The 19,545-nt window shown below is 58.9% G+C and carries 18 protein-coding genes; 2 read left to right on the top strand and 16 right to left on the bottom strand.

Annotated features, from left to right (window positions below; translation table 11 throughout):
* Positions 1-74: 74 nt before the first annotated feature.
* Positions 75-467, bottom strand: a complete 393-nt coding sequence (locus tag OKC29_RS19320; RefSeq protein ID WP_005302792.1) for a DUF2750 domain-containing protein — start codon at positions 465-467, stop codon at positions 75-77.
* Between the two features lie 93 nt (positions 468-560).
* Positions 561-1,118 carry a hypothetical protein gene (locus OKC29_RS19315; protein ID WP_270669525.1) on the bottom strand — a complete coding sequence of 186 codons (558 nt, stop codon included), beginning with the start codon at positions 1,116-1,118 and terminating at the stop codon, positions 561-563.
* A gap of 250 nt (positions 1,119-1,368) precedes the next feature.
* Between OKC29_RS19315 and OKC29_RS19310 the strand changes: the two genes are divergently transcribed.
* Positions 1,369-1,617 (top strand): TIGR02647 family protein, encoded by a 249-nt coding sequence (locus OKC29_RS19310; protein ID WP_011706664.1) that lies wholly within the window; start codon positions 1,369-1,371, stop codon positions 1,615-1,617.
* On the opposite strand, the gene OKC29_RS19305 is transcribed toward OKC29_RS19310, so the two are convergent.
* The 7 genes from OKC29_RS19305 to OKC29_RS19275 all read right to left on the bottom strand — a co-directional run bounded on the left by OKC29_RS19305 (position 1,604) and on the right by OKC29_RS19275 (position 7,408).
* Positions 1,604-1,909 carry a hypothetical protein gene (locus OKC29_RS19305; RefSeq protein WP_049048036.1) on the bottom strand — a complete coding sequence of 102 codons (306 nt, stop codon included), beginning with the start codon at positions 1,907-1,909 and terminating at the stop codon, positions 1,604-1,606. The genes OKC29_RS19310 and OKC29_RS19305 overlap by 14 nt on opposite strands.
* A 121-nt stretch (positions 1,910-2,030) precedes the next feature.
* Positions 2,031-2,240: a cold-shock protein gene (locus OKC29_RS19300; RefSeq protein ID WP_005331438.1), complete on the bottom strand. Its 210-nt coding sequence runs from the start codon at positions 2,238-2,240 to the stop codon at positions 2,031-2,033.
* A gap of 204 nt (positions 2,241-2,444) precedes the next feature.
* A complete protein-coding gene (locus OKC29_RS19295) occupies positions 2,445-3,545 on the bottom strand; it encodes a dihydrolipoamide acetyltransferase family protein (RefSeq protein WP_270669523.1) in 1,101 nt (366 codons plus the stop codon).
* Complete coding sequence (locus tag OKC29_RS19290; protein WP_270669521.1) at positions 3,542-4,528, bottom strand: alpha-ketoacid dehydrogenase subunit beta; 987 nt, start codon at positions 4,526-4,528, stop codon at positions 3,542-3,544. The genes OKC29_RS19295 and OKC29_RS19290 overlap by 4 nt, the downstream gene beginning before the upstream one ends.
* Positions 4,525-5,616: a pyruvate dehydrogenase (acetyl-transferring) E1 component subunit alpha gene (pdhA, locus tag OKC29_RS19285; protein WP_270669519.1), complete on the bottom strand. Its 1,092-nt coding sequence runs from the start codon at positions 5,614-5,616 to the stop codon at positions 4,525-4,527. Before pdhA ends, OKC29_RS19290 begins: the two co-directional genes overlap by 4 nt.
* Before the next feature lie 281 nt (positions 5,617-5,897).
* A complete protein-coding gene (gene astE / locus OKC29_RS19280; protein WP_270669518.1) occupies positions 5,898-6,923 on the bottom strand; it encodes a succinylglutamate desuccinylase in 1,026 nt (341 codons plus the stop codon).
* 275 nt (positions 6,924-7,198) lie between these two features.
* Positions 7,199-7,408, bottom strand: a complete 210-nt coding sequence (locus OKC29_RS19275; RefSeq protein WP_011706670.1) for a DUF1127 domain-containing protein — start codon at positions 7,406-7,408, stop codon at positions 7,199-7,201.
* A gap of 521 nt (positions 7,409-7,929) precedes the next feature.
* Between OKC29_RS19275 and OKC29_RS19270 the strand changes: the two genes are divergently transcribed.
* Complete coding sequence (locus OKC29_RS19270) at positions 7,930-8,823, top strand: DNA replication terminus site-binding protein (RefSeq protein ID WP_270669517.1); 894 nt, start codon at positions 7,930-7,932, stop codon at positions 8,821-8,823.
* A gap of 122 nt (positions 8,824-8,945) precedes the next feature.
* Here the strand turns inward: OKC29_RS19270 and OKC29_RS19265 are convergent, their stop codons facing one another.
* The 7 genes from OKC29_RS19265 to OKC29_RS19235 form a co-directional block, all read right to left on the bottom strand.
* On the bottom strand, positions 8,946-12,788 hold the full coding sequence (locus OKC29_RS19265) for a DEAD/DEAH box helicase (RefSeq protein ID WP_270669516.1): 3,843 nt from the start codon (positions 12,786-12,788) through the stop codon (positions 8,946-8,948).
* Positions 12,789-13,002: 214 nt separating this feature from the next.
* Positions 13,003-13,656 (bottom strand): YceH family protein, encoded by a 654-nt coding sequence (locus tag OKC29_RS19260; protein WP_270669515.1) that lies wholly within the window; start codon positions 13,654-13,656, stop codon positions 13,003-13,005.
* Between the two features lie 151 nt (positions 13,657-13,807).
* A complete protein-coding gene (locus OKC29_RS19255) occupies positions 13,808-15,538 on the bottom strand; it encodes a PglL family O-oligosaccharyltransferase (protein ID WP_270669514.1) in 1,731 nt (576 codons plus the stop codon).
* A 92-nt stretch (positions 15,539-15,630) separates the two neighbouring features.
* The gene (locus OKC29_RS19250) at positions 15,631-17,694 is read right to left on the bottom strand and encodes a YjbH domain-containing protein (protein WP_270669513.1); all 2,064 of its coding nucleotides are present in this window, start codon (positions 17,692-17,694) and stop codon (positions 15,631-15,633) included.
* 17 nt (positions 17,695-17,711) lie between these two features.
* Entirely contained in the window at positions 17,712-18,470 is a 759-nt protein-coding gene (locus OKC29_RS19245) for a capsule biosynthesis GfcC family protein (protein ID WP_270669512.1), read from the bottom strand.
* Positions 18,467-19,087, bottom strand: coding sequence for a YjbF family lipoprotein (locus OKC29_RS19240; protein WP_187364505.1), 621 nt, complete (start codon positions 19,085-19,087; stop codon positions 18,467-18,469). The genes OKC29_RS19245 and OKC29_RS19240 overlap by 4 nt, the downstream gene beginning before the upstream one ends.
* A 119-nt stretch (positions 19,088-19,206) precedes the next feature.
* On the bottom strand, positions 19,207-19,545 hold a 339-nt coding region (locus OKC29_RS19235), incomplete at its 5' end, for a hypothetical protein (RefSeq protein ID WP_270669510.1).

The following is a 19,545-nucleotide window of genomic DNA, read 5'->3' as shown; positions in this document are numbered from 1 at the left end:
CCACCAACAAAAAGACCCCGCACAGTGGCGGGGTCTTTTTTGCAACCGGGGTTGCCAGCTGGAAGCAGCAGCGATTAACCGCGCTTGGCCTGCTTCTGGGCGATGGCGTCGGCCACGTCGGCCGGCTCCAGCACGATACCTTCCTGATCCGGGGTCGGGAACACGGCAACGCACAGCTCATCCTGCTCCATGCCGTCGATCCAGCGCTCCAGCCACACCTTCAGGGTGATGGACTGCGGCTTGCAGTCGGCCCACTCCCCTTCGGCCCACGCCTTGGCGTATTCCGGGTGCGGCCATACCGGGATGCAGTCTTCATCGTCGGTGGTCAACATCATGACGCCGTGCTCGTCGGTCAGAACGAACAGCTCTTCGTGCTCAACCAGCTTGCTGATGAAGTGATCAAAGCGGTAGTCCGCGTTCAGTTGCAGCGCTGCATTGCGCTCGGTGTCGCTCAGTTCATAGCTCATCGGTCAAGTCTCTTGTGCAATAAAGGGCGCCATGTTCACATCTTGCCGGCGCCTTGTCCAGTATGAGAGATCGGTCACCGATTTTTCGCGATCTCATCCCAGCTCGGGGGTCACCAGGGTGATCTCCGCCAGCTCGCTGAAACGCTGGCGCAGCCAGTAGGCGGACTCCACTTCGACGAAGCAGAGCTGCTCCCGTCCGGCCAGAGCAGCGGCCATGATCTGCTCGAAACGGGCCTGTTGTTGCGCTTGCCAGACGGCGGCCAGCTTGCCGCCATGGGCCTCATCCACCACCTCGCGGCGCAACTCGAACAGGTTGTCGGTGATCGGGCTGTTGATCTTGGCCGGGCTATGCCAGTACATCAGCAAATTGTCCATCATCTCGCTGTCGTAATTGGCCAGCGCATCCAGCTCGGGTGTCGTTCCCTCTTCACCGGTAGCAAAATCACACCAGGCCGCCGTCAGTGGAGCCAGGGTCTGGGCGGCTGCCCCCTTGCCATGCTGACGCAGGGCGGCGACATCCGCTCCCTTGCAGGCTGGCAGCCAGACATCGCCCTGATGCTGCTCGAGCAGGGGCAACAACAGGGAGGCGGGATAGACGGGGAAACGCGTCCCCAATGTGTGCAGCAGTGATACCAGTGTGATCTTGACCATGGAATACGCCTTGAACCGGAGGCCGATACGCAGCGTTCGGCCAGAAAGACAAAGGAGGCTCTTATCCTATCATGTTTGGCATGGCAGGGGCGGACTCAACTACGCCTCCCGCAAGCACTGGCAGGACGACCAAAAAAGCAGCGTTTGAGCACGCATGGAAAGGAGAAAGCCCAATAGTTTGAGCCAGCGCCCACTAAAGTGGATCCGGGAATGCTAGTTTGCATACATCTTTAGCGTAAGGAGTGCATTCATGATCGGGATCGACCAGGTTTCTAACGAGTTTGTAAACGATTTGAAAATACTGGCATGTTTTGATCCGGCCAACATGAGCCTGGGGATCAAGTTGCGCAGCGACATGTCCGACGAACTCTGCCAGGCGGCGTCACGTCTGCATCAACAGGGGCTCATCAGCGCGGAAGATGGTGGCTATCTGACGCCATTCGGCATGACCATGGTCGAGCACCTGCAGCACCTGCTGGTCGCACTCAAACCGCTTTGATTGCTTTGGGAGCCCACAGCGAAAAGTTGAGCAGCTCCCAGCGTTTCCCCTGACGCAGCAGACAGGCAAACAGCAAAGGACCTTCGGGTCCTTTTACTTTGCCATCGACCATCCACTCCCCCACCCGTTTTGGCAATGGTTGAGCCTTGATCTCATCGGGCAGGGAGCCGCCGCCCACGCGCACCTCGACAAACTGCTGGCATACGGCCTTTGCCTCGGCCTCGACAGCATCCTGCCCCTGCACATCGGCAGAGGTGATCAGCGTGGCGGCAAGCAGAAGAGATGGCAGCATAGTGGAGGCAACGAGAGAGTAGGAAGTAGCATCATTCACTCTCTGCAGATGAGAGTGAAGCGTTCATAAACAAAAAGCCGTGGAACCAAAGGCACCACGGCTTTCTTAAATTCTGTAAGAATTACAGAGCAGTTACGTTCTCAGCCTGCGGGCCTTTCTGACCTTGGGTCACAGAGAACTGTACGCGCTGACCTTCAGCCAGGGTACGGAAACCGTTACCGCTGATAGCGCTGAAGTGAACGAAAACGTCCGGGCCGTTTTCTTGCTGGATGAAGCCAAAACCTTTGGTTTCGTTGAAAAACTTAACGGTACCGGTGATCATGTTAGACATATCTTTAAACCTGTATTCAAAATAATTACTTATGCTTTTCAGCGGATAAAGCTCAAAAAACGGGATTAACTTATGAACAACAGGAAAAGATGTAAGACATCATATTCATTGACATAACTATCGCCCTTTCAAGCTGGTTTAGATTATACGTGGCTTTGGGGATTACGCAAACAATTTGTGCCCTGCCACGGCAGGGCACACATGTCACAATGAGGGGGCTTCCAGCGCCTGTACCAGGGCCTTGAGGAAGCGTGCCGCCTCACCGCCGGTGCAGGCTCTGTGGTCGAATGTCATCGACAACGGCAGTGCTCTGACCGGGCGTGCCTCCCCGTGGATGAACACGACTTTCTCAAACAATTTGCCCGCCCCTATGATGGCCACCTGAGGCGGCGTCACGATCGGGCTGGCATAGCGCCCCGCGATGGCGCCGAAGTTGGTGAGGGTGATGGTCGCCCCCTGCAACATCTCGCGCGGCACCGCGCGCGCCTTCACGTCGGCAATCATTCGATCCAGCCCTTGGCGCAGATCGGCCCCTTCCCGCTCGGCCACGTTTTCCATTACCGGCACATAGAGCCCGTGCTTGGAATCCACCGCAATGGCCACGTTGACCTCTCTGAACAGCCGTCTTGACAGGGTGTCGCCGTCAAACCAGGCATTCATGGAGGGTTCCGCCCGACATGCCACACCGATGGCCTTGATGAGGCGCACCGTGACGTCTTCATCGGGGCGCCAGTGACGCAAGTCCACCTCATCGGTGATGCTGACCGGCACGACCGTTTTATGGGACAACTCCATCGCCTTGGCCATGGCCCGGCGCGAGCCCTTGAGGAACTCGTTGCCACAGCTCTGCTGGGCCTCGAATGCCTGCTGCACATCCTGTTCGGTCACCATGCCGGCACTGCCGCTCCCCTTGAGCCGCTCGATATCCAGCCCCAGTCTCTGGGCCAGCAGGCGCACGGCCGGCATGGCCTGCACCAGGGCACCGCCGGGGGCAATGGCTCCCACCACGAAGTGATCCTCGATATGCTGCTGATGGGCATTGACCTTGCCGACGACGGTGCCGTCATCCTCACCGCCTTCAAACTCCACCAGCGGTGCGCCGATGTGAAGGATGTCCCCCTCGGCACCACACAACCTGGCAATGACCCCCGCCACTGGCGAAGGTACATCCACCAGCGCCTTGGCCGTCTCTACCGACAACAACACCTGGTCGACGCTCACGGTATCGCCCGCGCTGACCTTCCATTCGACGATCTCGGCTTCGGCCAAGCCTTCACCCAGATCCGGTAATTTGAAAAATTTCATAGCCACTGGTTCTCCATCAGCTGATGAGCCGCATCGGCAATGTCCTGCTCGGTGATGAGGTAATACTCTTCGTTGCGGTAATAGGGGACGGCGGCGTCCACCCCGGTGAGCCGCTTGGGCGGTGCCTTGAGGGAAGTCAGCGCCTCCTCGGTGATCCGCGCCACGATCTCGGCGCCAACCCCGAAGCTGCCGCACGCCTCGTGCACCACCAGCAGGCGGCCGGTCTTGCGAACCGACGCCAGGATGCTCTCCATGTCCAGCGGCTTGATGGTGGCGAGATCCAGCACTTCGCATTGAATGTCCTGCTCCGCCAACAGGTTCGCGGCCCGCATCGCCTCCTGGATGCAGGCTCCCCAGGCGACGACCGTGATGTCACGGCCGGGGCGCAGGGTAAAGCAGACATCCAGCGGCAGACCGATGCCGTCATCCACCACGTCGGATTTCATCGAGCGATAGATGCGATCGGGCTCGAAGAACATCACGGGATCCGGGTCGCGAATGGCCGACAACAGCAGGCCATATGCCCGTTTCGGGCTGGAGGGGATCACCACCCGCAGCCCCGGAATATGGGCAAACAGCGCCTCGACGCTCTCGCTGTGGTGTTCAGGGGAGTGAATGCCGGCACCGTAGGGGGAGCGGTAGACGATGGGGCAGGTGATGCGGCCCCGGGTGCGGTTGCGCATCCGCGCCGCCTGGCAGATGATCTGTTCCATGCCCGGGAAGATGAAGCCCTGGAACTGGAATTCAGCCACGGGCTTGAGCCCCTGGGTAGCCATCCCGACCGCCACCCCGGCGATCAGCCCCTCGGCCAGCGGGGTATCGATCACCCGCTTGAAGCCGAACTTGTCGCGCAGGCCCACGGTGGCGCGAAACACCCCGCCGTTGACCCCCACATCCTCGCCGAGTACCACCACGTCCGGGTCCCGCTCCATCTCGTGATGCAACGCCAGATTGACGGCCTCGAGCAACGTCATATCACTCATGCTTCCTCCCCGCTGTGCTGCTGCATGCCCTTGGCGATGATGCGCTGGCGCTGCGTGCGGTAATCCTTCGGCAACTCGGCAAACTGATAATCGAGCAAGGTTTCCGGCGCCTGCGCCGCCGTGTTTTCATACACGGCCACGGCGTGCTCGACCTCGCGGGCCGCCTCGGCCAGCAATGCCTGCTCCTGCTGCTCGTCCCACCAGCCCTGTTCAAACATGAACTGGCGCAGCCGCTTGACCGGCTCCTTGGCCCAGGCGGCTTCCACCTCGGCCGCTTCCCGATAACGGGTCGCATCGTCGGCCGTGGTGTGATCCCCCAGCCGATAGCTGACCGCCTCGATCAGGGTCGGTCCCTTGCCGCTGCGGGCACGCTCGACGGCGCTGCGGGTGGCCTCATAGACGGCGACCACATCGTTGCCGTCCACCTGAATGCTGCGCACGCCGGCCCCTATGCCTTTCTGGGCCAATGTGGGGGCGCTCGACTGCAGCTTGCGCGGCACCGAGATGGCCCACTGGTTGTTGTTGATGATCATCACCATGGGCAGGTGCCAGACGCCAGCACAGTTGAGCCCCTCCAGGAAGTCGCCCTTGGAGGTGCCGCCATCGCCGATGGTCACCACGGCGACCCTGGGTTGATTGCGCAGTTTGAAGGCCGCGGCGATGCCGGCGGCATGGGTGATCTGGGTGGCGATGGGCACGCAGATGGGCAGGTCCTCGGAGAGTTCACCATCCGCCTTGTAAAAGACGCTGCCACGCTCGTCCCCGCCCCAGTACTGCAGGTTTTTCTCCATGGGCACGCCCCGTACATAGAGAGTGGGCATGTCCCGGTAGTAGGGCACATAGACATCCTGCGGCTGCATGGCGAGCCCGACCCCTATCCCGACCGCCTCGGCGCCCAGGTGGGAGGGAAACGTACCAAGCTTGCCGGTTCGCTGCAGCGCGATCGCTTTCTTGTCATAGCTGCGCACCATCACCATGTTGCGGTAGAAGGTGTGCAGTATCGCCTTGTCCAGCCAGGTCGGTAGTGTGGCGACCGGGCGCCCTTCCTCATCGAGGTAACGAAGGAAAGGGATGTCGACATGGGTCATAACTGGCTCCTTGCCGTTGTCAACGTCACCACCATGAGGTGACCCTTTGAATGTAAATAGATTGTTAACCAAAGGGCAATGAGATTCAGCCAGGTAAGACCAGTAGAAACTTCTTTAATTTCAGAAAGAAGCTGGATTTTTCGGCTGAGAGGAAACGAAACAGGGAGCCGCGTCGGGCTCCCTGTCAGGATGGAGACGGGATCGCTCAAGGCTCCCGAAAAGGGCTGCACGCCCTGCAATGCCGGTGGCAGCCTGCCATTGCCATAAGAAGTGGCGCCGGGTTACTCCCACAGCCGGGTCGGCACCACCAGCAACACGGTACGCTGGCCGATGGCCACGTTGGCGTTGGGAAACACCACCGCCTCCCGCGGTTTCTCTACCGTGTAGCGCAGCTCGCCATCCTCGGCCAGCACGAAACCCTGGGGAAATTCGGTGAAATTGTCCACATCGCTGGCAAACAGGAAACGAAACTGCTCCGAGCGCTTGTTGATCACCCGGTCGATGGCAAAGATGGTGAAGTCATCCGCCCGCCAGGGCTCCAGCACCACCTCGTCCCAGGTCACCAGATCCTGCAGCGCCTGCCGGGTTTCGATGAAACGGGTCATGTCGTTCTCACCAAACGGGCGCACCTTGCCCAGCTCCACCGTGAAGGCGTGAGCACCGTGGCGGTGGGAGCTGTAATAGCTGAAGGTGGTGGTGGGGCCGCTGGAGAGCAGAATGGTGCGCACGCCGCAGGCGCCGAGAAACTGCACCTGCTCCTTGCAATGGGGCCGCTCGTGGGGGAAGGGATAGACGGCAAACTTCTCGTGACGCGAGCCGCGAATGGCGGTGTGCAGGTCGTAGTGGTAGCGCGGTCTGGCCGGATCGGTGAAGAAGCGGCTCACATACTGCTCGAGGCGCATGGCGCGGATCCGCTCCTGGTTGCACAGCCCCTCCCCCTTGCTGTGGGCACCGGAGAAGAGCCGGTTCATGTTCTCCTCCACTTCGCGCACGCCCAGGTTCATGGCCGCCGGGTTGCCGAACAGGAACAGCACCCGGTGACGGGCCCTGAGCTCGCCACTGAGCAGGCGGCTCAGCAGCTGGTTGCAGATCTCGATGGGGGCCGTCTCGTTGCCGTGGATGCCGCAGGAGAGCACGATATCCTTGCGCCCGCCGGGCAGGTCGCCGGCGCCGCAGGCAGGCTCCAGGCAGAGCACCCCGGTATCCCACACACTCACGCGAGCACCATCCGGCAGATCAAACGAGAACGGCTCAAGCTGCCACTCGTGGCGGCGAGTCAGGGCCAAAAAGTCATGCTGGGGAATCATCCATCTCACCCTTTTGTCAGGAACGCTTGGCCGGATTATACGCAAGGCCCTCGGGCTTAAAATCAATTTTTAAACAAATTCAAACAGTAATGTTACAAGTGTGGGAGGGAAGAACATGACGGGGGAACAAAAGGGGTCGGCTACAGGCCGTGAGAGAGGGAAACGGGTACAACGAAGAGAACGGGCCCAGGCAAACGGGGCTGTATGTCACGCCATGGCGGCGCTGGTTGGCAACAGTGAGTCAGCAGTAAAACGAGGCATCCTTGCCCGGCAGATCAACCACGCCAGAACGGCTTGGTGGTCTCTTGATAACGATCGGCTTCGTTCAGACCGATGTCCTTGAGCAGGTACTCGGGCAGCTCGGAGAGCTGGCGACGGCTGCGGCTGCGTTCCAGCCAGGTCAGTACGGTCATTTTGACGCGAGCAGCCAGATTCAGTTGGCTGGAATGCTGGTAACCGGCTTCGGTATAAGTCATGTTGGCCATGATGTGGCTCCTCTTTACGATGTCTGCGCGGGGTGCGAATTTGTTGCGCAAAGCTTAGTCAGGGGGGGTAGCCGACTCAATTGACGAATTTTGATAGCAGACATTATTAAAACTAATGGTTGATGTCGTCATAGGCATTAAACTAACGCATTGATTAATAAAGACTTAACTATCTTTCCGTCTGTACAGGATACCCTGCAGCATATTCTCCTGCATGGATCCCTTCTAACTATGCAGTTTCCTCTACTGGCTATGCATTCACTGTGAGCACAAGCAAGACAGGCAACCTGACTTTTACATTCAGTTGTTAACCAAGCGATCTTTTATTGATCCTTTATTAACAGTTAAATACAAAGTCTTTACCTTCAAATGACTCCGATCTTTTGTCCCTCTCCAACCCCCTGGAACGCAGGCACTTGGCACTCATGTCGCAGGCTGATATGGTTATTTATACAGTGCTTTCACTGCCCTACGATCAACCCGTTCACCAGGGCTGACAGAGGCAAACACAGGACATGCCGATGGAGACATTTACCCCCACAGCCGCCTTGCGCCAGCAGATGGAGCGGCTTGAACAGGCGCTGGACAGCCTGGCCACGCAGCTGGAACAGCTTGAGTTGCTGGAGGCCCACGTCTATCCCCTGCCTGCCGTACCGCAAGGACAGGAGCATGAGCCCATCGAGCAGATCGTGGTGGGCTATCTGGGTGAGGAGGCCGCACTGGCCGCTACCCTCAGCGCCTATCGGGATCACAGCGCCCGCCCCGGCTGCTCCACCAAGGCCACCCACCGCCTGCCGGGCTGGCTGCGCTTTCCTGCCGCCTGTGCGCCCCTGCTGCAGCCGCTGATCGACGAGGTCAACGAGTGCAAGCTCGCCTTCAAGGCGCTGGTGCAGCAGGCGGGCGGGCGGGATGAGAAGTTCGAGTTGGTGCACAGGGCGCTGCCCGGGGTCATCACCCTGCAGGTCTATCGCAAGCTCACTTGGCTTCAGGGAGATCTGCATTCGCTCGGCTTCACCTGGGCTGACAAGCAGAGCATCAGCAGGCTCAGCCGGGAGCAGGTGCTGGAGATGCTGGAGCGCAGCCGCCGTTATATTCCGGCGCTGTCGAACAATGAGGAGTGGAGCAAGATGGTGGATCAGGAGGTGTACGACATCCGCCGCCTGCCTGCGGACGCAGAGCTCAGGATCCGCCGGCCGGTCAAAACCCATCCGATGATCAACCTGCTCTGGCAGGACCGGGAGCCTCGCAAGCAGCAGCTCAAGGCGAGCCTGCCCCTGCTGCTCTGCTCGGACACCCAGCCCACCGTCACCCACCTTGGCCACTACCCGCCCAAGCTGCGCCAGGCCCGGCGGGATCGCAAGATTGGCGGCGAGCCCATCATCGAGCGGCTGCATCTCTACCTCTATCAGGGATAACCGGCACGAGCGGCGGTGCAGCCTCGCCCAGGCGTCACGTGCGCCACACGGCACGAGCCAAACAACAAGGGGAGCATCACTGGATGCTCCCCTTGTCTGTTGCCCGAGTCAGCTGCTCACCGTCAGCTCATCAGCAGGGCCCGCAGGCTCTCTACATCCAGCCCACGCACTTCCGACTGGCCGCTCAGCAGGCCGTCGGCCAGCGCCCGCTTCTCATCGTGCAGGGCGACGATCTTCTCCTCCACAGTCTGCTCGCACACCAGCCGATAAACGGTCACCGGCTGGGTCTGCCCCATGCGGTGGGCCCGATCGCTCGCCTGATCTTCCACCGCCGGGTTCCACCAGGGATCCAGGTGCAACACGGTATCTGCCTGGGTGAGGTTGAGGCCTGTGCCCCCCGCCTTGAGGCTGATCAGAAACAGCGGCACCGCCTCGTGGCGAAAACGCAGGATGGACTCCTGCCGTGACTTGGCCGAGCAGCCGCCATCCAGGTAGCAGTAGTCCCACTGCTGCTGCTCGATGCGGGCCCGCAACAGGCTCAGCAGATCGACGAACTGGCTGAACACCAGTACCCGATGACCATTGCCGATGGCCTCCTCCAGCAACGCCATCGCCTCGTCCAGCTTGCTGCTGGCCTGGGACCATTCGGGCATTACCAGCTGGGGCGAGCAGCAGAGCCGGCGCAGCCGGGTCAGCCCGCTCAGCACGTGCATCAGGGCGCGGCCGTCGGCACTTTGTACCTGCTGCACCACTTCGCGCCGGGTTGCTTCGTAGAGCTGACGCTCTTCGGGGGAGAGGCTGATGTGATGAATGATCTCGGTCTTGTCCGGCAGTTCGGTCAGCACCTGCTGCTTGAGCCGACGCAGGATGAAGGGGCTGATCACCGCCCGCAGCAGCGCCATGTGCTGGGGATCTTTCACCGCCTTGCCGAAGCGGCGCTTGAACTCGCCGAGGCTGCCGAGCAGGCCGGGGTTGATGAAGGTGAACAGGCTCCACAGCTCCCCCAGGTGGTTCTCGATGGGCGTACCGGAGAGGGCGAGCCGAAAATCACCGTCCAGCTGGAACAGCAGCTTGGCTCGCTGGGTACCGGCATTTTTGATCTGCTGCGCCTCATCCAGCACCATGGAAGACCAGCGACGGGCTTTGAGCGCCTCTGCCAAACTGCCGAGCATGCCGTAGTTGAGCAGGATGATCTGGCCCGCCTTGGCTTCGCGGATCATCCCTTCCCGCTCGGAGGGGTTGTCAAACACCACCACCTCCAGCTCGGGAGCAAAGCGTGCGACCTCCTCCTGCCAGTTGGTGACCACTGACTTGGGTACCACCACCAGCGCCGGGCCCAGATGCTGGCGCATGCGCAGCACGATGAGCGCCTGCAGCGTCTTGCCAAGGCCCATGTCGTCGGCCAGGCAGGCGCCAAAGCCGTGGTGGGCCAGGGTCGCCAGCCAGCGAACCCCCTCCTTCTGATAATCCCGCAGCGGCCCCATCAGCTCGGCCGGACACTCCACCTCTTGCTGCCACTCCTGTTGCAGGGAGTGCCAGGCGGCATCCCCCTCGGTGGTGATGACGGAGAGCAGGCGGGTCAGCGGGTAGGCCAGCTTGTGATTGATGCGCTGCTCTTCATCGAGCATGGCGCCCAGCATGGTGAGCCGCTCCACCAGCTTGTCGCTCAACATCAGGCTGGTCTTCTCGTCCAGCTGAACGGTGCGTTGACCCGGGGTCAGCTGGCGCAGGATAAGGCGCAAATCGAGGATCTGGTGCTCATCAAGCGAGAGCGCCCCCTCCACCTGGAACCAGTCCTGGCGACGCTCGATCCGCAGGCTCAGGGCGGCTTCATCGAGGCTCTTCAGACGCGCGCTGTCTTGATGCCAGTGAATGACCACGCCGGCATCCACCAGCTCCGGCAGGGCGTTGACCAGCGCCAGTGCCTGCTCTCCCTCGAGGCGCCACTCGCTGCCGGGCAACTCGATGGGCAACTGGTTGCGCAGCCGCTGGGCCTCGCCCTTCTCGGCCGCCAAGTCCCGCTGCCAGTAGTGATAATCCTTGATCCCCTGGCGCACGATGGCCTCGCCCTTGCCAAGGGGCTGCGGCGGCCAGTCGTCGAACCGGGTCACCAGCCGGACCGCCAGCTGGCCATCCTGCCAATCGAGCTGAACCGAGGCCACGCCGGGCCAGGGAGCCAGCTCGGCATTGCCGTGCAGGCCCGCCACCTGGCTGTGCCAGGGCAGCCCAGCAATGGCGTCCAGGGTATGCTGCAGTTCCGCCAGCCCCTCGGCCGGCAGCAGCGGAATGGCTTCCAGCGCGGGCAGCCGATCGAGCAGCGGCTGCGGGGTGAGGATGAGTTGCCACAGATCCTGCGCCAGCGGCAGTATGTGAGCCCCTCGCGCCGCAGCAGCCGGGCTCAGCACGGCGCTCATGCCCTGCTCGGTGGCCACTATCTGCAGCAAGGGTGCCGTGATGGCCAGCTGCAGCTTCTGCCCTCTGGCATTGAACAGGCGGGAATGGTTGGCAAGCGGGGCCCACACCTCGCGCGGCAATCGCCCCAGCGTACGCGGCAGCGTGCGGACCAGCGCCCAGTCCTCTTCGTCGAGCAGGTTGGCGTACTGGGTGGAGAGCAGGGTGGGATCGACCCGGCGACCGGCTGTCCACTCCCCCTTGGTGCTCTGTTTCTGGATCTTGCACTCGAGCTCGGGCCCTTCCGCATGCAGCAGCCAGACCAGTCGCTCCTGCGGCTTGCGCACGCCGCTGGCGCGCCCCAACCCCTGCAGCCAGTTGAGCCAGCTGGCGGAGGCCGGTGTCTTGTCCTCGGTGTCCTGCTCATCGGCCTCCTGCTCGCCGCTGGCGGCGCGCAGTTGCTGCAGCGGCTGCTGCTGCGCCCCCTGCCCCAGCAACAGCCGCAGCAGATCCTGGCAGAAGGCCATCAATCGGTGGCGGGGGGCAGCATCCAGTACATGGGAGAGATCCCATTTGTGCAGGATGGCCACCTGGGGGCTCTGCTCCCCATGCCGGGCGAGGGCGCAGAGATCGAGCCAGAGGTAACCCCAGTGCAGCTCTTCCGGCGGCAATTGCAGGGTATCGAACAGCCCGACCGCCTGGCCGTGGCGATCACCCGCCCACTGCCCCAGCAGATCCGCCAGCAGCGGAAACTGGTTGGCCAGGCTGCGCTGCCACTTCTTGCGCTGCTCGCTGGCGAGCACGGGATCGGCTTGCTGCAACCAGCCAAGCCAGAGCAAGGCACTGAAAGTCAGTGGCCACTTACCCTGCCCATCCTCTTGCCCCTCCTGCGTCTGCCAAGCCCCCAGCACTGCCAGCAGGCGTTCGGCCAGGGGCTGCTCTCCCCCCTGCTCCGCCAGTTGTTGCAGGGCGGGCCAGTGAGTGTTTGCTTTCCCGCTCAGCTCGCCACAGAGCCACTGCCACTCGGCAGCAAAGCCATCGCTCAGCTTGGCCAGCTCGGCGGCACACTCTCCGGCCGCCTGGGCCAGCGGCCACTGCTCATGGGGCTCGGCATCCAATAGCGTTTGCAGGGCGAAGTGCTGCAGCATCAGCCGCTGCCACTGGGGGCTCGAACCTGCCAGCAACCGGTGGGCATCGGGCAGATCAAGCAGGCTCAGCAGATCGGCCGCCAGATAGTAAGCGGGCACTTGCCCGGCCTCCCCCAGACAGAGCTCACGCACCAGCGCCTGCGCCATCTCCTGGCCGGTCACCGACGGCACCCGCGCCCAGTTGGGCATGGGACAATCGCCGCGGCGTACCGCCAGGATCAACGCCAAGGTTCCCTCTGCCGTCAGACTCCACTGTTGTTCCCCACGCAGCCGCACCAGCCCCAGCAGTTGCAACTGACTCAACTTGTCGAGCAGGGCCTGCCCAAACGGCAGCTGTTCTTGCAAATAGCGGGTACTGGCGGTGCGCTGCAACTGCAGCTCACCGAGCAGGGCATAACAATCTGAAGAGAGAGTGGACGCAGACATCGAGACTCACGGGCAGGTGCAAAAGCGGAATTTTAACGGGAAAGCGACGGCGGCTCGACCCTTAACGACGAAATAACGCAAAAAAGCTGCGCTATCCACGTCAGGGGCGGGCCAGGGGCAAGGTGGGGCCATGGGGTTCACCGGATGGAGATGACAGAAAAGGCGCACAAAAAAAGGCGCCTCGGCGCCTCTTGATGCACATATTGTCAGCACATCAGCCTTCCAGCTGCGCCAGACGCTCGGCCAGCAGCTGCAGTTGCGCCTTGAGGCGCTCGACCTCCTCCTCCAGCGCCGTCAGTCGATCCGCCGCGGGCGAGGCATAACTGCTGGCGGGGGCCGCCTCGGTCAGCGCCTGCAGATCCACTTCGCCACTGAACAGGTGGGCGTAACGGGACTCGCGCTTGCCCGGCTCGCGCGGCAGCTTGACCACGTAGGGTCCCTGCTCGGCCAGCTTGGCCAACACGGCATCGACCTGGGTCACGTCGTCGAAGCTGCACAGGCGGTTGGTACGCGAGCGCAGCTCTCCTGGCGTCTGCGGGCCGCGCAGCAAGAGTTCACAGATAATGCCGAGCTCCTGAGCGGCGAACTTCAGCTCGCCGAACTCGGTGTTGCAGAAGCGGTGCTGATAACGGGGAACCCGGGCATTGAAGCCGGCGGTATTGACCACCAGCCGCTTGCGGATCAGCTCATCCACCACGGCCCGGATGTCGAGCTCGGACAGTTCCAGCACCGGTTCGCGGTTGCTCTTCTGGTTGCAGGCATTGACCAGCGCATTGAGAGAGAGGGGGTATTGATCCGGGGTGCAGATCTCTTTTTCGATCAGACAGCCGATCACGCGGGCCTCCAACGGGCCAAGCACTAACTCCATTTCATACTCCCTACTGAACAAGACGTTGAGGCCACTATCTTAGCCATGGCGCCTCTACCGTCCAGCAGAGGCTGCCATTTTTGCGAGGCGATGGGGCAGTTGATGAAACATCGCACAGCCTGCCCACCCGGTATGGCCTCGACAGCCGCTATCAGGCCGAGGGTTTGCGTTCCAGCGCCGTGGCCACGGAGGTGGCAGCCGAGCCGGTCAGCAAGGGATCACCCGGATAGAGCGCCAGCGCCTCGCGGCGCAGTGCCCGGGCCTCCTCTTTTCGTCCCAGCGCATCCAGCGCGATCACCATGTTGGCGTAAATGTTGGCTCGCGGCGTGTGGCGCACAAACGCCTGACCCCAGTCGAGATAGGCCTCCAGCTCTGCGTGATTGTTGGCCTGCAAACCCACCATCAGCCGCACCGAGTTGACGTCAAACTCGACCCGGGTCAACCAGGCCATGGGGTTGACGACGTCGAGCAGCAGGGTCGGCTCCTTGTAGCCACCGCGCTCGTACTTGGTGACCACCCAGGCGGTATGAATGGCGGTCAGCATGAAGGGCACCACCAGCAGGGGAATGATGATGGCCACGAAGCGCAGCAACAACCAGGGGCGATAGACATACTCGCGCCAGCTGGCACGGCCCGAGGCTTGCAGCCCCTCCTCCACTTCCGCATCCAGCACATACACCAGCAGCAGCAGGGCCCACCACAGGGCGATGGCGTGATAAAGCGGATACTCGGTCTGGGTGTGCAGCAGGATGGGGGTCACCAGGGCCAGTAGCGCCGCCCCCTTGACCCAACCGGCCTTGCTCACGCGCCACAACAGAGCACCGCCCATCAGCACCATGCCGATCATGGGAGCCAGCCCCCCTTCCACCGCCCAATAGAGAAACTCGTTGTGGGGGTGATCGAGGTTGTATTCAATCTGTACCATGGCCGGGTTCAGCGCCTTGTCGGCCATGTAGTGGTGCAAAAAGGTGGTTTCAAAGCTGCCGTAACCCCAGCCAGCCCAGGGAGACTGGGCAATCAGCTTGGCGGCGTAGGGCCAGTAGATGGAACGCATGCCGCCGGACTGATAAGCCTCCAACCCGCGTTTGACACCGCTGATCCCGTACTGGGAGGCGATCCCCAGCCCGATACCGAGTGCAACCAGTCCCAGTACCTGCGCCAGTCGCCGCTGACGATACAATGCGGGCACGAGCAGGAGTAGCGCCAACAGACCCCCCAACTGCCCCACCCGGGATTGCAGCACCACCAGCAGCAGGCTGGCCGCCAGGATCACCCCATAGCGCAACCCCTTGAGCCAGGGGTTGGCATTACCGCGCAGTTCCAGCCAGCCGGCCAGGGCAAGCCCGGTCGCCATGAAGGTCGCCATCACATTGGGTTGTTGAAAGATGCCGTAGGGGCGATTGGCACGGGTGTCATACCCCAGCCAGTTACCCGGGATCAGCAGGTAGTACTGCACCAGGCCGAGCAGCGCCTCGATGGCCACCGCGCCCAGCAACAGATAGAGCAGCCGGTCACGGGACACCCGCACCAACTGCCACTGATAGAGACAGAACAGAAACAGCAGACCGGCGAACAGCCCCAGCAAACGAGGAATCGCATAGTCTTTCAGTTCAAAGCCGGGATAGGCCATGGGCAGCAGCAACAGCAACGCCCCCAGCCAGAGCCAACCCTGCAAAGAGGAGAACACCAGCCGCTGCTGCAGCGTCACCTGCCACAGCCCCAGACCGATGACCAGACTGGCGAAGATCCAGCCCCAGGCATTGAACGGCAGATAGAGCCCGGCCCCACCAGGGTTGTGCATGAAAAAATGCATGCCCAATAGCCAGTACAAGACGAATAACCCAAAACATGTTCTCTGGATCAGATCGGGAAAACGCACCATGAAACCTCTTCCATGCACCAAAGCAAAAAAAGCCGCGATAGCAGAACACTATCACGGCTTGTTGTCTTTACGAATTAGGGCGATAGCCTTTGTTACAGCGGCAAACGCTCCGTCAGATCATAGAGCGATTGACTACGATTGAGCATCTGACCGCCATCCCTTGTCAGCGGAACCCAACCGATGGTGCCCTTGGATGTAGTCGGACGAATCAGCATCAGATCGAAAGGTATGGTCACATAAATACCTTTGGTAAAGCTGCCTTCACCATATTCATCTGCCGACACATCTGTCAGCGTTGCATAGGCCCCCATGACAATGCCTGAGTCGAATCGCTTCGAAAAGTCGAATGTCGCGCCGACATCTCCAGCCAGGTAGCGACCAACAGCAACCTTCGCTGTGACACCTTCCAAGAAAGGCAATTGCCAATAGCCAGTCACATGACCGGTAACCACATCGTAGTCGGCCATCTTGAGGGTATTATTCCAGTCCCGCTGTTTCACCCAGTTGCTGTCTACCCCTAATGCCCATGACTGCCCGAAAGGCCGATACAATAGCTCACCGCCAGCACCGGCATACATCATCTCAAGGTATCCGCCATAAACCTGGCCATACCAATCCCGGCTGAATTGATCCAGATGAGTCAGTTGCAGGTTATTCAACAAGATATTGGATGAATCGACATACTCTCGGATCCACGTTCTGACACGGGGCAACTTGTCCGCATCTGCCGGCGGAGTCTTGTAGTTAAACTCATCAAAGTTATTGGCCACGTTGAAAAACAGTGTGCCTTGCAGCCAGTTCTTATCGGAAAGACGTAGCTCACTGTTGGCATTGACGCCGACTTGATACATGTAAAATGACTCAGGTCCACCAAAAGACTGGGTCAGACTTGGGTCAAATGAATAAGAAAAAAGCTCGGCATCAGACTGATAGCGTACATCTCCCATCAGTGGTTCCGGTGCTTGCTTATGGCTTTTGACCGACTTCTCATCCCCCAAAACCGGAGGCATATTGGCTTCTCGCACAGAATCGAGGTCAATTACTGTCTCTTGCAGTGCAAGATTGCGCTGGCGTTCAATTACTTTCAACTCCGTCACTGAAGCAGGTAATTGATTGGCCGCAATCACAGCCGTACGTTCAAGCGTCTCCTGAGGATCTCTGTATTTATATTGTTGACCTGACAGAAACACAGAGTTTTGATGCTGAGTGATAGTAGACTCTTGCCAGCCCGCATTTCGGTCAAATTGATCCGCCATTGCAGTCCAGTTGACGGCAGTATCCTCAGCTGGCACCCTGTTTTCCATATAGACAGGGCGAGGCTCATCCAAATGGTTCTGCCGCAAGTCATTGAAGTTGGTCCGCAGTGTCACACCCCACATCAGAGTATTTCCTCTCTGATAGCTAAGATGAGTATCCATATAATCGAATACACGATAGACCACACCAACATTGATCGGAGATGACTGTGTTACCTTTCCCGCAAACTCATTACTATAGTCGTTACCATCATATTCAAGTTTCAGTCTCAGTGGCTGCCATGGTGTTTGGTATTCCACCCCACCAAACAGAGCCGAGTTTCCATGAAACATATTCCCTGTTTCAAATTTACCGCCACCACTGGAATAAGAACCATCACGTCCACACCAGTCGTTTTTCCAACGGCAGAATGGATTGGTTATATTTCCACTTTCGCCCATATTGCCCCACCCCATTCCTAGAGTGAAGTCGAAAGGACCGTAACGTTTGCTGGCAACAACATACTCACTGTCAAATAGCCCGGTCCCCATCAGGTCTCGAAATCCGAGTGATACTGTGGGTAGCCAGGTAGATTCTTGCATCAAACGGAACTTGAAATCGATGCCTTTGTCTTTGTAAGTTTGATCACCACTAAAACTAGGTGAAGAACTATATAGTCGGGTTCTTACATCAGTATAACGCAGGGTTGCTTCAAACCATTCAAAAGGCTGTACAGAAACAGACCAACGACGATATTGTTCATTGTCAAAATAGTTGGCGCTGAACTCACCCTCTTTTGCCATTCTGGCAGTAGGCATTTGCAGCAGGCCAACGCCCCCAAAATCACTTTGTGAGGGGCCCAGTGGCTCAAAGATATCCGCATTGGCGTTGGCGGCATGACATACCAACAGGGCAATCAAGGAAACTCTTGGGTACATCATTTTGGCATCCGGTTAGCAAACAATGTCAGAATTCGTTCATTCAAGTTTTGATACTGCTTGGGAAGTACGTCAGGCGAGAATCCCACAAAAAGTGTTGCCCCCGGCATAGCTTCAACATGTCGTTCATTCCAAATTGCAACAGGAAACCAATCATATTTTCCACTGGGAGATACAAGATATACTCCAGCAGGGTCTCCTCCCTCCAATATATCTTTTCTTTTCCAATACTCACGTAATCCAGCACCAGGCAAGAGAGGAACACTTCCGATTTGTTTTACCAAACCGGCGATCTGTATCTCTGGATGGCGAGGAGCAAGATACAACTGATAATGGCCTTTCAATATGGGATCATCAACACCGGCACGCGCTTGATTTATATCAGGATCTACAGACACATCAAAGCGGCCGGTTAACTCAAGCTGCTGCAATTGCTGCAACAATTGCAGGGTAGAAGATGCCAGCGATGGCTCCCCCATGTCAGACCACATTTTGGATAATACGGTCAAGTCTGCCAATAATACTTGGCGCTGATGCTCGAGCTCTTGCTGACGTGCCGGTGTTGATATTTGTCCGACCGGCCAATAAGGGTCATATGACAAGATAGCAGGATCACTCAGCGCACTGCTTAGCGTTATCTGCTTGGCATAATAAAGGTCTTTTACTGGCTGACCTTTCCACCATATGGATATAGTCGCATCAGCCCAAGCAGCGTTAGTTACTAAAATAGAGATGAGAAATATATTTATAATTTTCATGATGAGTAGGGCTTGAGAAAAGTCATTTCAATGACAGGAAGGGAAGGGCCTAATTGTTGCTTGAGTTTGCGAACTTGGCCGGAATGCTCATCAATCCAAAAATAATTGTTCCATTGCACCTCACTGGGAGACGCAGTAACAGACTCTTCGATAATAGTTGTTGTATATGGTTTATCCATCACTTCTAACACCTCATTACCAACGCGGCGATAATGGGCACTCAAAGGATAACCACTGGTATATTTTTGTGACCACTCGGCCACGCTGTACCACACCATGGATGGTAGTTTATCCAGACGTGCAATCCTTAAAGGATCTTGGTCCAGATATCCGAGATAACGTAAATCATTCGGCAAGCCAATTGTTTTGACCAAGCGTCCATGTACTGTGATGAACATCACCCCATCAGCACTCATCCATGACAAGCGATCGCCATTGACATAAGCCAATACAACCAAAGCTTGTGGCAGATCGCCGACTTTGATGTAGGCGCTTGCATAAGGAAGCTGTTTGAGTTGCGTAGACGTCAGCACAATCTCATTTTCTTTATGAAAGACATATCCCAAGGTTTCTATTGTCTGATTCGTTGAGGTACTACAACCAGTCAGAAACAACATACCCGCCCAGGCTAGTACTCGTGGGGGTAGAAAAGAACGGTACGATATCACGCGCGAAGAACCATCCATGAAGAGAGAATAAAAGATAAGGCTGCTCGGTTCGAGCAGCCTTATTGGACTTATTTGGTCGAAGTGGTTGTGCTGGTGTTGTTGTTACGGCTATTGGATTCAGATACAGCCACCGCGGCTACCAGAGCGGCAGCGGCACCGACAGCAACAGCAGTAGTGGTTACACCTGCAGCCGCTGCGGCTGCCCCAGTACCGGCAGCACCACCGGCAGCACCTTCTACAACCACAGCTTCCTCTGCAGCCATCACATTAGCGGAAACAGCCAGCAAAGCAGCCAGAGCAAACGCAGTCTTCTTCATACTATCTTCCTTTTCCCCCGGTGTCAGAATAGTTGTCGCCTGACCTGAACCATTTAAAAGTGAAGACCGGGGGCGGATAAAGAGTGTCGA

Origin of the sequence: Aeromonas sp. QDB34, from assembly GCF_027705405.1 — a bacterium.
Lineage (GTDB): Bacteria > Pseudomonadota > Gammaproteobacteria > Enterobacterales > Aeromonadaceae > Aeromonas > Aeromonas hydrophila.
The sequence above is the reverse complement of the archived record's forward strand: the minus strand, read 5'-3'. Positions and strand labels throughout refer to the sequence as shown.

What these genes read in the sequence shown, in the direction of transcription:
- OKC29_RS19260 (WP_270669515.1), bottom strand. Translation starts at nt 13,656, where the DNA reads ATGGAGTTAGTGCTTGGCCCGTTGGAGGCCCGCGTGATCGGCTGTCTG.
- OKC29_RS19265 (WP_270669516.1), bottom strand. Translation starts at nt 12,788, where the DNA reads ATGTCTGCGTCCACTCTCTCTTCAGATTGTTATGCCCTGCTCGGTGAG.
- OKC29_RS19245 (WP_270669512.1), bottom strand. Translation starts at nt 18,470, where the DNA reads ATGAAAATTATAAATATATTTCTCATCTCTATTTTAGTAACTAACGCT.
- OKC29_RS19300 (WP_005331438.1), bottom strand. Translation starts at nt 2,240, where the DNA reads ATGTCTAACATGATCACCGGTACCGTTAAGTTTTTCAACGAAACCAAA.
- OKC29_RS19315 (WP_270669525.1), bottom strand. Translation starts at nt 1,118, where the DNA reads ATGGTCAAGATCACACTGGTATCACTGCTGCACACATTGGGGACGCGT.
- OKC29_RS19290 (WP_270669521.1), bottom strand. Translation starts at nt 4,528, where the DNA reads ATGAGTGATATGACGTTGCTCGAGGCCGTCAATCTGGCGTTGCATCAC.
- OKC29_RS19310 (WP_011706664.1), top strand. Translation starts at nt 1,369, where the DNA reads ATGATCGGGATCGACCAGGTTTCTAACGAGTTTGTAAACGATTTGAAA.
- astE (WP_270669518.1), bottom strand. Translation starts at nt 6,923, where the DNA reads ATGATTCCCCAGCATGACTTTTTGGCCCTGACTCGCCGCCACGAGTGG.
- OKC29_RS19305 (WP_049048036.1), bottom strand. Translation starts at nt 1,909, where the DNA reads ATGCTGCCATCTCTTCTGCTTGCCGCCACGCTGATCACCTCTGCCGAT.
- OKC29_RS19240 (WP_187364505.1), bottom strand. Translation starts at nt 19,087, where the DNA reads ATGTTGTTTCTGACTGGTTGTAGTACCTCAACGAATCAGACAATAGAA.
- OKC29_RS19270 (WP_270669517.1), top strand. Translation starts at nt 7,930, where the DNA reads ATGGAGACATTTACCCCCACAGCCGCCTTGCGCCAGCAGATGGAGCGG.
- OKC29_RS19275 (WP_011706670.1), bottom strand. Translation starts at nt 7,408, where the DNA reads ATGGCCAACATGACTTATACCGAAGCCGGTTACCAGCATTCCAGCCAA.
- OKC29_RS19320 (WP_005302792.1), bottom strand. Translation starts at nt 467, where the DNA reads ATGAGCTATGAACTGAGCGACACCGAGCGCAATGCAGCGCTGCAACTG.
- OKC29_RS19295 (WP_270669523.1), bottom strand. Translation starts at nt 3,545, where the DNA reads ATGAAATTTTTCAAATTACCGGATCTGGGTGAAGGCTTGGCCGAAGCC.
- pdhA (WP_270669519.1), bottom strand. Translation starts at nt 5,616, where the DNA reads ATGACCCATGTCGACATCCCTTTCCTTCGTTACCTCGATGAGGAAGGG.
- OKC29_RS19255 (WP_270669514.1), bottom strand. Translation starts at nt 15,538, where the DNA reads ATGGTGCGTTTTCCCGATCTGATCCAGAGAACATGTTTTGGGTTATTC.